Raw genomic sequence first — 13,794 nt, 5'->3', positions numbered from 1 at the left:
TCTAAACCTCTAAACTAATTGTTATGCCTACGAATTGGTACATGATTCTTGTTGCCGGATTGATCCCCTTAATTATTGGTTCCATTTACTATCACCCGAAAGTTGCTGGTGGTCTTTGGATGAAAGTCAATGGTTTTACAGACGAATCCATGAAAGGAGCTAATATGGCTTTGATTTTTGGACTCACTTACCTATTTTCAGTGATATTGTCATTCTTTTTTACCTCAATCGTCATTCACCAGGGTGCCATTTTCTCCCTGTTGAACCCTGAAGTCATGGAATCAGGCAGCGAAGCTCAGCAAGTTTTCAATGATCTGATGGCCCAATATGGTGATAGACATCGAAGTTTCAAACACGGTGCAGCACATGGTCTTTTTACCGCGATATTCTTCATTCTTCCGATCATTGCCATCATTGCGTTATTTGAAAGAAGAGGATGGAAATACATACTCATTCATTTCGGATACTGGCTCATTTCATTGGTGTTAATTGGAGGACTCTTATGTCAAGTGTTAGAATATGCACCTTTAGCATAACAACTATTATTTATCCTGATTTATAAGTTTTCAATTTTGCGTCGGTAAACAAATCGAGTGGTGCCCATGTTTCTAGAAGAAAACAATGATGTCTTCAGTACTACGCGTCAAAAATCTAAGTTTTCCATGGCAAACTCAGGATCCTTTCTTGTTTTGTGTCTTTCACAAAGATAATTACCCAGCAGGAGATGAGAATATGGCACCGAAAGCTAGCTTATCAGGTAGGAACCTGGGCAATGATTTTGAAATCAAGGATGGATGGCGAATGTATCACGGAACGCGCATACCAGGATTTCCAGCCCATCCGCATAGAGGTTTTGAAACAGTGACTGTCGTGCAGGAAGGACTTATCGACCATTCGGATTCCCTGGGTGCTGCTGGGCGCTTCGGGAACGGTGATGTGCAGTGGATGACGGCCGGAAAAGGAGTTCAACATTGCGAAATGTTTCCAATGTTGAATCAGGATTCAGGAAATCCCACAGATTTCTTTCAGATTTGGTTAAACTTACCTGCAAAGGATAAATTGGTTGAGCCTCATTTTGCAATGCTCTGGAATCATGAAATTCCAATTGTGCAGGAAAATGGATCAAGCATAAGAATTATTGCAGGAAACTACAACGGTGTTCAGGCCCCAGCTCCCGCTCCCAATTCTTGGGCGGCTGACCGACAAAATGATGTACAGATTTGGACCATTAACATTGAAGCGGGTAAGCAATTTACTATCCCTGCTACTGAAACCAAGGTCAACCGAAGTCTTTACTTCTTTGAAGGAGACAAAATTGAGGTAGAAGGTCGCGAATATTCCACTAATAAAGTTTTAGAGCTTGATGGGGATTTGTCAACGACCATTCAAAATGGCGCAAAAAATGCCAGATTGCTTTTTCTTCAAGGCAAACCCATAGGTGAGCCGGTAGCTCAATACGGCCCTTTTGTCATGAATAGCCAAAAGGAGATCATGGACGCCATGCAGGAATATCAAGAGACGGAGTTCGGAGGATGGCCTTGGTCAAGCATGGACAACGTGCATGCTAGGGAAAAAGGTCGTTTTGCATTGTATCCTGACGGAAAAGAAGTGACACCTTAAAAGAAAAGAATATTAAGCTAAAATGGCGTTGCTTGCCCTCGTCAAATTTAACGCCTCTTCTTCCTTACATTACTTTTCTTTCTTTGATTTTTGTTTGAATCATGGTGCTTAGATTTGGATTTAATGATCTCTTTCTTCCTCGCTTTTTTCTTGTCCTCCAGAAGTTTTTCGATCAAATCCGGTCTATCTAAAGCAGTCAATTTATCTTTAATCTGTTGGTAATTCTCTCTTTTATGCCAAAAGAAGAACATGTGTTGCTTTTTCTTTTCTTTCTTGGTCTTCGCAGTATATATCGGTTTTAAGGTATAGGGGTGCAGTCCGGTATAATATATGATGGTCGCCACCGTCATGGGTGTGGGTGTAAAATCCTGTACCTGTTCCAGTCTAAATCCCATGTCTTTGGTCTCAGCAGCGAGATTGGCCATTTCTTCTTCAGTAGAACCTGGGTGACTGGAAATAAAATATGGAATTAAAGGTTGTTTTAATCCGTATTTATCATTGATCCTATCATAGCGCTTCTTAAATTCATGAAAATGCTTGAAAGAGGGTTTTCGCATCACTCGTAGTGTTGCATCTGAAGTATGTTCCGGTGCAACCTTTAGTCTTCCGCAGACATGCCGTGAAACAAGTTGTTCCATATACTCCTCTTGTGAACCATCAGCCTTCTTATTGTAAGAGTCCACTAAAAGATCGTAGCGAATTCCACTGCCTACGTAAGCTCTTTTAACTGCAGGATGTGCATCCACTTTCCTATAGATCTCCGTCATAGCTTTGTGACTGGTATCCAAATTACTACAGACTACCGGATGAATACAAGATGGTGCTACACAACGATCACAAATGGATTGTATTTTGCCTTTCATCTTGTACATATTGGCTGAAGGTCCGCCTAGATCGCTGATCACACCTTTAAAATCAGGCATCTGAGTGACCTTATCCACTTCCTTTAGAATAGATTCTTCTGATCTGCTTGCTACGAATTTACCTTGATGCGCAGAAATTGTACAAAAACTGCACCCTCCAAAGCAACCTCGATGCATGTTGATTGAAAATTTAATCATTTCGTATGCTGGAATGGCGCCTCGTTTCTTGTATTTAGGATGCGGCAATCTGGTATAAGGCAAATCAAAGGAAGTATCAATCTCATCTTCAGTCATAGGAGGATATGGAGGATTGATGACAAGATGATGGTCACCTATTCCCTGTATCAACCTCTTTGCTTGAACTTTATTGGATTCCTGTTCAATGTGCTTGAAATTGGCAGCAAAGGCAGTTTTATCCCTAAGGCATTTTTCATGAGAACTAAGATGTAGATCCTCCCACTTTTTGACCTTCGGTAAATCCTCATCTCTGGGAACCAAAACACCTGTTTGCGGAATGGTTTTTAATGATTCAAACGGAACTCCTTTTAAAAGCAATCTTATGATCTCTCGCAAGGGCATTTCTCCCATTCCATACACTAGTAAGTCAGCACCACTATAGGTCAGAATATTGGGGAACAGCTCGTCCTTCCAGTAATCATAGTGTGTGACTCTTCGAAGAGATGCTTCAATGCCTCCTATCAAAACTGGCACATCCGGATATAGCTTTTTGAGGATTTGTGTATAAACGGTCAGTGCATAGTCAGGTCTGAATCCCGCATTCCCACCCGGGGTATAGGCATCTGTGGATCTTTTGCGTTTGGAAGCGGTATAATGATTGACCATCGAATCCATACAGCCCGACGTTACGCCAAAGAACAGTCTTGGTCTGCCAAATTTCTTAAAATCTCTGAGATCGTCCTGCCAGTTAGGCTGTGGGACGACTGCTACCCTCAATCCTTCACTTTCCATAATTCGGCCAATGACAGCTGTCCCAAAAGCCGGATGATCTACGTAAGCATCCCCTGAAATTAAAACGACATCCACATCCTGCCATCCTCTAGCTTCCATTTCAGCTCGGGTAATGGGCATCCAATCCTCTAATTTATGCTCTACTATGGGTAAATCGATCATTATATGGTTGTAAAGTTACAGATATTCTACTTGAAAACTCCAGCATGATGTAACAATCATCCCATCAAAAAGATTCACAAGACCGCAAGAAAGAAGCCTCCCTTGTGACACATTGACCTAAAAAGTAAGGAATCTTAGAGACGTTTTAACAATAAATTGAAAAGTTTATACCGTTTTCAAAAGAAAAGATATGAGAACATACTTTCTCCTGGCATTGATTTCTTCCTTACTGCTTTCTTCTTCATGTAAAAGGAAGTCCAGAGCAGAGTTAGAGCGTGAACTTGCTGTCAAAACGGAACAAGCAGAATTGTATAAAAGTCAATTAGACGATTTACAAGGCACGAACGCTAGTTTACTTGATCGCATGGCAGACCTTAGTGTGGTTTCAAAAGCAGGCGCAGAAAATATTTCTAAGTCACTCGAGAACATTTCACAGCAATATAGTTTTATAGAAAATCTTTCCACAAAAATCCAGGCGAAAGACTCCATTAACCTGGCTTTAGTGATGAATTTGAAGAGATCCTTAAATGACATCAATGACGAAGATGTCAAAGTGGAAGTTCGAGGTGGCATCGTACACATTTCTATAGCAGACAAGCTATTATTTAATTCTGCATCGGCAAATATTAATGACAGAGCTCAAGATGTTTTGTCAAAAATTGCAAGTGTGGTTAATGATCACTATGAAATGGATGTAATGGTGGAAGGTCATACCGATAATATACCGATTTCTAATAGTCAATTCAAGGATAATTGGGATTTGTCTGTGAAGCGCGCTACCGCGGTGGTACGTGTATTGGAAAACAAATATGGTGTTGATCCTGAGCGATTAATCGCAGCAGGAAGAGCGGACAATATGCCTAAGGAAGACAATGAGAGTATGGCCGGCAGAAGTGCCAATAGAAGGACAGAAATCATTATTTCTCCTAAATTGGATCAATTTTTCAAACTTTTGGAAACTCCAGAGTTTAAAGGATAAAATTGGTTAATAGAAAACTGCTGTGCACCGCAGCTTTCATACGGGGTTAATTTTCATAGTTCTAAAGAACTACTTCTATGATGGCCAAAGTTATGATACTAAGTGTTGTTAAGCTTAAGATTGTAAGTTTACAGATACTACATATTGAATTTTTCATTTTTAAAGATTTTGTTTTTAATTGATTAATAATCAGCCGTTTCGCTGGTTACTATTATCAACATATTTACACGTCATAAAAATTCAATGCCTATTCGGTTTCCAGACTAATGCTAGAAAAAATCCGATTTGTGAAGTAGGAATTCGACAAAAAATTTTCGAATGCGGGTGCGCTATATTCTTAAGTGTGCTCTTTTATCATTCATCTTCAAGCTCTAATAGCAAGTTACTAATGAGCGCAGTCCATCCTGTCTGATGTGACGCACCTAACCCACGACCCGAATCTCCGTCGAAAAACTCATAGAAAAGATGTAGATCTTTAAAATGAATATCTGTAGAGTACAAATTATTCTTGGTTTCTGTATGGTAGTGGTACTTGCCAGAGTCATCTCTTTCGAATAATTTTAGCAATCGTAAAGTAAGTTCATGTGCTATTTCTTTCAGATTTAACATCTTCCCTGATCCTGTAGGAAATTCATAAACGTAAGTATCTCCATAATACTGGTAATACTTCCTCAAAGATTGAATGATTAAATAATTGAGCGGAAGCCAAATAGGTCCTCTCCAATTGGAATTGCCACCAAACATGTTGGTCCTGCTTTCACCTGACTCGTACTTGATGACATGCCTTCCGTGATGTTCAAAAACAAAAGGATATTTTTCATGATATTTCGACAGTGACCTTATTCCATAGTCTGAAAGAAACTCGTTCTCATCTAACATTCGTTTTAGCAAATGCTCCAATCGAAATCCACGCATGATGGAAAACAAGTAATCTCCATTTTCATTATCTTCTTCAATTCTGGAAATAAGAGCTGCCAGATCTGGCCTGGTTCTCATCATAGTTCCCACTCTATTTTTGAAATCTTTCAGTTCATTAAATAGATCTTTATGAATGATTTCAATGGCAAAAAGGGGAATGATGCCGACTAACGATCGCACTCGTAGTCTGGAAGTTACGCCAGAATCCATTTCTACCACATCATAATAAAACGCATCTAAATCATCCCAAAGAGAAATATTCTTCTTTCCTATATGGTGCATGGCCCAACCAATATTGAGGAAGTGTCTAAAGAACTTTGCTGCGGATTCCTCATATGCTTTGTTAAAGCTGGCTAGTTCTACGGACATCCTTAACATATCTAATGAAAACATAGCCATCCAACTGGTTGCATCTGCTTGTTGCATTTTGCGGATTCCTTTTGGCATGTTACTTCTATCGAAAACACCGATATTGTCTAAGCCTAAGAAACCACCATCAAAAAGACTATTACCGTTGGAATCTTTCTGATTTACCCACCAGGTAAAATTAATGAGTAATTTCTGAAAACATTTTTCAAGGAAATCACGATCTCCTATCCCACCGTTTTGCTTCTTATCTTTTTCATAAACATCAACTACTGCCCATGAATGGACGGGAGGGTTCACATCACTGAAATTCCATTCATAGGCTGGGATTTGCCCATTTGGATTCATGTAAGACTCCTTTAACATGATAAGCAATTGATCTTTAGCAAAATCTGTATCAATTTCTGCAAATGTGGTAGCGTGAAAAGCCAGATCCCATGCGGCATACCAGGGATATTCCCATTTATCAGGCATGGATATAATGTCTCGATTTGTAAGATGTGTCCAAGACTCATTTCTTCGTGAATGTCTTACAGGAGGAACTTCACCGGGTCCGCCATTTAGCCATTTGAAAACATCCAGATAATAAAACTGCTTGGTCCATAATAATCCCGCAAAGGACTTCCTTAATAAATACCGCTGTTCTGTGTCAAGTTGCTTAGGTGTTATACTGTCATAGAATTCATCCGTCTCAGCAATCCTCTGAGAAAAAATTTCATTAAAATCTTTCCAGGGATCATTCTTCTGCTTTTTAGAAAGCCTAATTCGAAATTCAACGCTTCCTCGACTGGCTACTTTTGACTGATACCAAATCCCACATTTAGTTCCATTTTTTTCGGGATTCACCGTTTCTAATCCTTCTATAATATGGTCGTTTATTCCGTCTTTGACATAAGGTACGTCATTCGGAGTTCTATAAATTCTGACATTATTGGTTTCATTTTCACAAAATAGTGCATCTCCATCTTCGAAATACATATAGTATTTTCCATTTCTTATAGATTGCGCAAGGACCTCATGCTCGGCATTTAACTTGATTCCAGGTCGACTATATCTGGGATTATGTTTCCAAAAATTTCTAAAGAACAAATGGGGTATCACATGAATTTCCTGGGCAGTTGCCCCTCTATTGTGCACAGTAATTTTCATCAAGATATCATCAGTATCTGCTTTAGCATGCTCGATAAAAATATCGAAATATCTGCTGTTGTCGAATATTCCTGTCTCCACAATCTCGAACTCAGTCTCATCTTTACTTCTTTGATTTTTCTTCAGTAATTTGTCGTAAGGAAAGGCGGCATGAGGATATTTATAAAGGAACTTGGTATAAGAGTGAGTGGGACTACTGTCCAAATGATAATAAAGTTCTTTCACGTCTTCGCCATGATTCCCTTGACCATTGGTCAATCCAAACAAGCGTTCTTTTAGAATCGGATCCTTACCATTCCAGAAAGCAGGTGCCAAACAGAGTATTTCTGCAGCATCACAAAACCCAGCTATTCCCTCTTCTCCCCAGCGATATGCATTGCTTCTCGCCATGTCATGTGAAATAAAGTCCCATGGATTGCCATTAGGGCTATAATCTTCTCTAACAGTCCCCCACTGTCTGTCCGTCATATAGGGACCCCATTTCTTCCACTTAGTATTCTTATTTGAAATTCTAAGTCTCTGCTTCTCTGCAATTAAAGCATTAGTATCTTCAGCCATATGTCAAGTATTTACTGAGAAAAAGATGCAATATAAATAAACCTGTCAATAATGTACTTTGATGTGAAAAATGTCCTGTAACTTACAGTCTGATTTTTAGGGGAGGTTGAATTATTAACCGTCATGCTTTCATACCATAAAAACTTATTTTGATTATTGAGAAATTGCTTTTACTACTTTAGTCTTTATGATGTGTCTTTCAGTTTATTACAAAAACAAATGTCGGGCACTTGCTAAATGCTTTATAGTGGGTAATCAAGACACTTGTTTCTTTTATTAGATACTGTCTTCGGCTAAGCTATAGCAAAGTAGAAGCTTAATTGTAAATCTGGAAGTGACGTTTAAAGTTTTATGAAGATAATAAGCAAAGTTACATGTGCATTAGCCCTTTTACTATCTACTCTTAACCTACATTCACAATCAAATTTGCTCTACGAGCATTTTGAAACTTTTGAAATCTCCACTTTTGACTCTAGAAAGTTAAAAGCCACTGCACACGATAAGAGAAACGATTTCATTAGAATTCCATTTAGACTTAGTGACAAAAGAAAGTATGATTTAGAACTGACTGCTGATAAATTGTACAGTGAAGATTATCTCAGAAGGGATGGAGGAATCGCGAGGTCGAAAGAAAATCTGCAGCTCCCTATAGTGCTTCGTGGCTATGGTCAGCATTCTAATCAAATACGAGCTACCATCACAGTCAATGATGAATTTCTGTACGGTCGAATAGTGACATTGAAAGAAGTAATTTATTTTGAACCACTGCGAACATTCGACCCTTCTGCCGATCCAAATCAAATTGTCATCTACCGCGAATCAGATGTTATTGATAAAGTACATGGTACTTGTGCAGCTTCTGAAAATTTAAGAAAGGCTGATCACTTAAAATTACAAGCTCCAAAATCGAACTTAAACAATCGGTCAGCCGGAGAATGCTTACAAGTTGATCTAGCCATTGCCAATGATCACACCATGAAGAATCACTATGGTTCTAATTCAGCTGTTTCCAATTTCAATGCAGGTGTCATTGCTAATGTCAATACGGATTATGACGATGCCTTTAATGATGAAATACGCTTTGTCATTGTAGAAACCTATATCGCACAGAACAGTGGTGAAAATGACTGGGGTGCTACTTCTGACGTTGGAGCACTATTAAATAACTTCTCCTCATGGGCACCTTCTGGGTTCAATAATTCACATGATTTAGGTGAGCTTTGGACCAGAACCGATGTGTCTTATAACGGCAATAACAGTACGATTGGATTAGCCTGGGTCGGGACCGTTTGTGCAACCAATCATCGATATCATGTGCTTGAAGATTATGGAGGCAATGCCAGTGGCATGAGAAATTTAGTTTCTCATGAAATTGGACATAATTTTGATCAAAGTCACGATTCCGGAGGAGGTTTTATCATGTCTGGCTCTGTCAATGGGTCGACAACCTGGAGCTCTGCTTCTATATCTGGGATCAATAGCTACTATCCTGGTTTAAACTGCCTGGGATCATGCTCTGGTAATCCTCCAGGAGGAAGTAACCCTCCCGTCGCAGATTTTAATGCAGAATTCATTTCAGAATGCAATCCCACCAGGGTTCGATTCAATGATCAATCTTCCAATAATCCTACAAGCTGGTCGTGGCAATTCCAAAATGGAACTCCTAGTACATCCACTCAACAGAACCCTGCCATCGATTTCCCAGGAGCGGGATCGTATAGAGTAACTTTAACGGCTACAAACGATGACGGTTCTGATACTAAGATTCTCGATATGAATCTAAATGGTATCGGAAATCCTCCCAATAGTAATTTCACCTACTCAGTCTCGGGTTATACTGTAACCTTCGATAATAATACTACGAACGGTCTGACTTATTTTTGGGATTTTGGCGATACTAATTCAAGTTCAGCAGCAAATCCATCCCATACTTATTCGAGCCCTGGAACCTATACCGTCGTTCTTATTTCAGAAAATGATTGCGGGTCTGACTCTCACTCTGCAGTGGTCACGATCGTCGATCAGGTAACTGCCGATTTCTCGGCCAATGCTACAGAAATCTGTGAGGGTGATCAAGTGACTTTTTTTAATGAATCTTCGAATAACGCAGAAACTTTCGAATGGGAGTTTGAAAATGGAACTCCCTCCACTTCAAATGAAGAAAATCCAACGGTCACTTTTAATTCGGCAGGTTCCTACAATGTGCGATTAACGGTAACTGGTGGAGGATCAACAGATGAGGAATTAAAAAGCAATTTCATACTGGTTTCAGGTGTTCCAAACACTTCATTTACCACACTCATCGATGGATACACAGTCGACTTTGATAATAATACAACCGGAGGAGTATTCTACAATTGGGAATTTGGAGATGGTGAATCAAGTACCAGTCCTAATCCTACTCATACCTACGCTAATTCAGGAACTTACAACGTCACATTGACATCATCTAATAACTGTGGCAGCGAAGAATATATTGCTGAAATTATCATAGCTGATGAAGTCACTGCTAGTTTCGAAGTCAATCAGACACTTGGCTGCACATCCGATGAATATGTTTTTACCAATACCAGTTCAGGAAATATTACTGAGTATTATTGGGAATTTGAAGGTGGTATTCCAGCCACCTCCACTGAAGAAAACCCCGTCGTAACTTTTACTGATCCAGGTACCAGAGATGTTCGTTTAACAGTTAGTAATTCACTTTATGAGGACAGGCTTATAAAAGACAACTACATCTCAATCATTGGACAGCCTGAAGTCGACTTTACTTTTGAGGTCGTAGAAAACACGGTAACTTTCGATAATATTACAGTAGGTGGCTATACCTTTTTATGGAATTTTGGCGATGGCAATACCTCGATCATTGCAAATCCTACACACACATACGATGGCCCTGGAGATTACAATGTCATTTTACAATCTGAAAATGATTGCGAATCAGCAGAAATTGAAAAATTAATCAGTATTGAGTCTGATCTTGTTGCTGCCTTTAGTGCTGATCAACAAGAGATATGTGCTGGAGAATCAGTGAATTTCACCAATATGACAAATGGAGATTTCACATCAATCCTATGGGAATTTGAAGGTGGTTCACCTTCCACGTCTACAGAAGAAAACCCTATCGTTGTATTTGCAGATCAAGGTGCGTTTAATGTTAAACTAACTGTCAGTGATGGAGTGATCAGTGATACTGAAAATAAAATAGACTTTGTAATTTCTAATGGCGCACCTCAGGCTATTTTCAGCAGTGCCATTGATGGTTACAGTGTTTCCTTTGAAAATCTATCTGTACTGTCGGAAAACTCAAGCTGGGATTTCGGAGACGGTACAACAAGTAACTCTTTAAATCCAAATCATACCTATGATAGCCCTGGTACTTATGATGTAACTCTTGTAGTTGGAAATGAATGTGGAGAAGATGAAATCGTCAATTCTATTACGATTGAAGAAATTCTTGAAGCATCATTCACGAGCTCGCAGACCGAAGTATGTGAAGGAGAATCAATTACCTTTGAAAGTAATTCTACTGGTGAAATAGCATCCTATTTTTGGGAGTTTGCAGGAGGAACACCTGCTACATCAACAGAAGCTAATCCTGTCGTAAGTTTTGCAAATGCTGGGATATATGATGTGAAATTGACCATCACTAGTATTTATGGTGGTGCGGATGCTCAGGAAGCCACTGATTATCTGACGATATCTGATCTTCCAGTCGCCAATTTCAATTATGTTCTGAATGAATTTACCGTTTCATTCACCAATCTCTCCGAGAATTTCTCCGCTGTCAACTGGAATTTTGGTGATGGAAATACCTCCAATTCCGAAAACCCGGTTCATACTTTTTCAAGTGAAGGAGATTATACCGTGATCTTAACTTCGGAAGGACCATGTGGAACGGACGTCAAAGAGATGATCATACCGGTCTATGATGAGTTACTTGCTAACTTTATGGCCTCTGAAACCACTCTTTGTCCCGGAGAAGAGGTCGAGCTTGTGGATTTATCCTCAGGCAGTCCGACAGAGTGGGAATGGACCATTGATGGTGAAGTAGTGATTACCATAGAAGAGCAAAATCCGGTCATATTATTAGAGGAGCCAGGAGAATATACCGTAGAACTCACTGTACGAAATAATGAAGAAGAAGATAGTAAGGTAATCCAACAATATATAGAAGTGATGCCGCTTCCAGAATCATCATTTGACTTTACCCAAAATGAACTCGAAGTTTCATTTAAGAACAATTCAGAAAATGGCATCAACTTCACCTGGGATTTCGGAGACGGTGCAACCAGTTCAAAAGCCAATCCAAATCATAGCTATGCTGAAGAAGGTGAATATCTCGTCATGCTGAGAGTGGAAAATGAGTGTAGTGTGGAAGAAACGGAGCAACTGATAGGTGTATACAATAGATTAATAGTGGGCTTTAATGCAGTGGAAACAGATGTTTGCACCTCTTCAGAAGTACAATTTACTGATCTCTCATCTGGCAATGCAGTTTCCTGGGAATGGTCATTTCCAGGAGGAAATCCTTCAAAGTCAAATGAGCAAAACCCGGTTGTAACCTATCTTGAACCCGGCTTATACGATGTAAGCCTGACTGTAAAAAGCAATACGGATGAGGTGACAGAATCGAAATCCAGATTTATAAATGTAAGCAGTGCAGTTACAGCTGATTTCGAATACCAGGTTGATAAAAATAAAGTATCGTTTACAAATAAATCCGAAAATGCGGACGCCTACCTTTGGAGTTTTGAAAGTAATGAAGCGAATCCGGTCTATGAATTTACTGAGGAAAAAGCTTATGAAGTAACCCTCAAGTCAAGCAACGGTTGCAGTTCACAAGAGAAATCTGTGATTATTGACTTGTACGAAGAAGCTAAAACGTATGCTAACTTTAGTATCGAGGGGAATTCCTACTGTCTGGGTGATGAAATTTCATTCCTTGACCTTTCTTCCGACGATGTTACAGATTGGAGCTGGAAGTTTCCTGGTGGAAGTCCTGAAGTTTCTACAGAAAAGAATCCAAGCGTCATGTATTCAGAATACGGGATTTATGATGTTGAATTGACAGTATCCAATGGATTTAATGTAAGAACCATCCTTCTTGAAGACTATGTCAATGTTCTTGAGAAGCCTATTGCTGGTTTTGATGTTGTTCAAGAAAACAACACGATATCACTCCAAAATACTGCAGAATCATATACGGATATCGCTTGGTATATTAATAGCCAATTAGTTGGTGATCATTTAGATCAATTCTCATTCGAGAAAAATGGTCAGTACATTATCAAGCAGAAAGTAAGTAATGCATGCTCTGAAAGTACTGCAATAGATACCGTCTTAATCGATGTTTTTCCTTCAGCAGGATTTTCTTTGGACATCACAAAAGGGTGTGCTCCGTTGACGGTCAATTTTGAAAGCAAAGCAACAGATAATACTTCAGAAGTGAACTGGATTTTTAATGGTGCGGATCAGGAAAATATTAGTGGAATGAATCCATCTGTGACTTATCAAACGCCTGGTAAGTATGATATAAAAGTTATTGCTACCAATGAGTTCGGTTCAGATACCATTGTTCTTAATGAAATTATAGAGGTTATTGAAATTCCTGAAATTGCATTTGAATATAAAGCCAATGGACGGAATGTGATATTTGCGGCTATCGTAGATGAGTTTGATGAGGTTGTTTGGAATTTTGGTGATGGCAATACTTCTAATGACTTGGATGTAGAGTACTTGTACGAGGAAGAAGGTACATATGTGGTTACGCTCAAAGTAACTATGGGAAATTGCGTTTCAGAATTTACAGACGAGATTACGATCCTATCCAGTAGTACTAAAGATCTGGAAAGTGAAAGCAACTTTGTCATTTATCCCAATCCTACTAAAGATGTTTTTACCATTTCCTTTAGCGATATTGAAAATGTTGAGGCAGTAGAAATCCTTGATCATCTTGGTAAAAAGCTTCACAGCCAGAAAGTTGATGCAGGAACAGAGCAGGTATTGATCTCGGAGACTAGTAATTTTATTCCTGGTCATTACTTTGTTGGTATTATTCGCGAAAATGCTTCGCCAATGTATAAAAAGGTAATAATCGTCAGGTAGACAGCGAAAACACACTTGCGAAGGTCTATATATTAAGCTTCTCTAAATTTTGTATAAATTTGGAGAAGCTTAGAACTTTAAGGTGATCACATCGAACAGAAT

The 13,794-nt window shown here is 39.2% G+C and carries 6 protein-coding genes; 4 read left to right on the top strand and 2 right to left on the bottom strand.

Going from position 1 to position 13,794, the window contains the following annotated elements:
- Positions 1–23: 23 nt before the first annotated feature.
- Together L2567_RS06770 and L2567_RS06765 are read left to right on the top strand one after the other, a co-directional pair.
- On the top strand, positions 24–536 hold the full coding sequence (locus L2567_RS06770; protein WP_235296990.1) for a DUF1761 domain-containing protein: 513 nt from the start codon (positions 24–26) through the stop codon (positions 534–536).
- Between the two features lie 88 nt (positions 537–624).
- Positions 625–1,620: a pirin family protein gene (locus L2567_RS06765; protein WP_235296989.1), complete on the top strand. Its 996-nt coding sequence runs from the start codon at positions 625–627 to the stop codon at positions 1,618–1,620.
- A 47-nt stretch (positions 1,621–1,667) separates the two neighbouring features.
- Here the strand turns inward: L2567_RS06765 and L2567_RS06760 are convergent, their stop codons facing one another.
- Positions 1,668–3,614, bottom strand: coding sequence for a YgiQ family radical SAM protein (locus L2567_RS06760; RefSeq protein ID WP_235296988.1), 1,947 nt, complete (start codon positions 3,612–3,614; stop codon positions 1,668–1,670).
- A gap of 190 nt (positions 3,615–3,804) precedes the next feature.
- Here L2567_RS06760 and L2567_RS06755 point away from each other — a divergent pair, with 190 nt between their 5' ends.
- Positions 3,805–4,593, top strand: a complete 789-nt coding sequence (locus L2567_RS06755; protein ID WP_235296987.1) for an OmpA/MotB family protein — start codon at positions 3,805–3,807, stop codon at positions 4,591–4,593.
- Between the two features lie 354 nt (positions 4,594–4,947).
- On the opposite strand, the gene L2567_RS06750 is transcribed toward L2567_RS06755, so the two are convergent.
- Positions 4,948–7,584 carry an MGH1-like glycoside hydrolase domain-containing protein gene (locus tag L2567_RS06750; protein ID WP_235296986.1) on the bottom strand — a complete coding sequence of 879 codons (2,637 nt, stop codon included), beginning with the start codon at positions 7,582–7,584 and terminating at the stop codon, positions 4,948–4,950.
- A gap of 351 nt (positions 7,585–7,935) precedes the next feature.
- On the opposite strand from L2567_RS06750, the gene L2567_RS06745 reads away from it, so the two are divergent.
- Positions 7,936–13,692 (top strand): PKD domain-containing protein, encoded by a 5,757-nt coding sequence (locus L2567_RS06745; protein WP_235296985.1) that lies wholly within the window; start codon positions 7,936–7,938, stop codon positions 13,690–13,692.
- Positions 13,693–13,794 lie beyond the last annotated feature (102 nt).

Source organism: Portibacter marinus, from assembly GCF_021533195.1.
Taxonomy (GTDB): domain Bacteria; phylum Bacteroidota; class Bacteroidia; order Chitinophagales; family Saprospiraceae; genus Portibacter; species Portibacter marinus.
Note: the sequence above shows the minus strand (reverse complement) of the source record. Positions and strands in the feature narration are given on the sequence as shown.

Bases quoted from the DNA above. Each gene is read 5' to 3' on its own strand.
- L2567_RS06750 (WP_235296986.1), bottom strand. From the start codon at position 7,584: ATGGCTGAAGATACTAATGCTTTAATTGCAGAGAAGCAGAGACTTAGA.
- L2567_RS06760 (WP_235296988.1), bottom strand. From the start codon at position 3,614: ATGATCGATTTACCCATAGTAGAGCATAAATTAGAGGATTGGATGCCC.
- L2567_RS06770 (WP_235296990.1), top strand. From the start codon at position 24: ATGCCTACGAATTGGTACATGATTCTTGTTGCCGGATTGATCCCCTTA.
- L2567_RS06755 (WP_235296987.1), top strand. From the start codon at position 3,805: ATGAGAACATACTTTCTCCTGGCATTGATTTCTTCCTTACTGCTTTCT.
- L2567_RS06765 (WP_235296989.1), top strand. From the start codon at position 625: ATGTCTTCAGTACTACGCGTCAAAAATCTAAGTTTTCCATGGCAAACT.
- L2567_RS06745 (WP_235296985.1), top strand. From the start codon at position 7,936: ATGAAGATAATAAGCAAAGTTACATGTGCATTAGCCCTTTTACTATCT.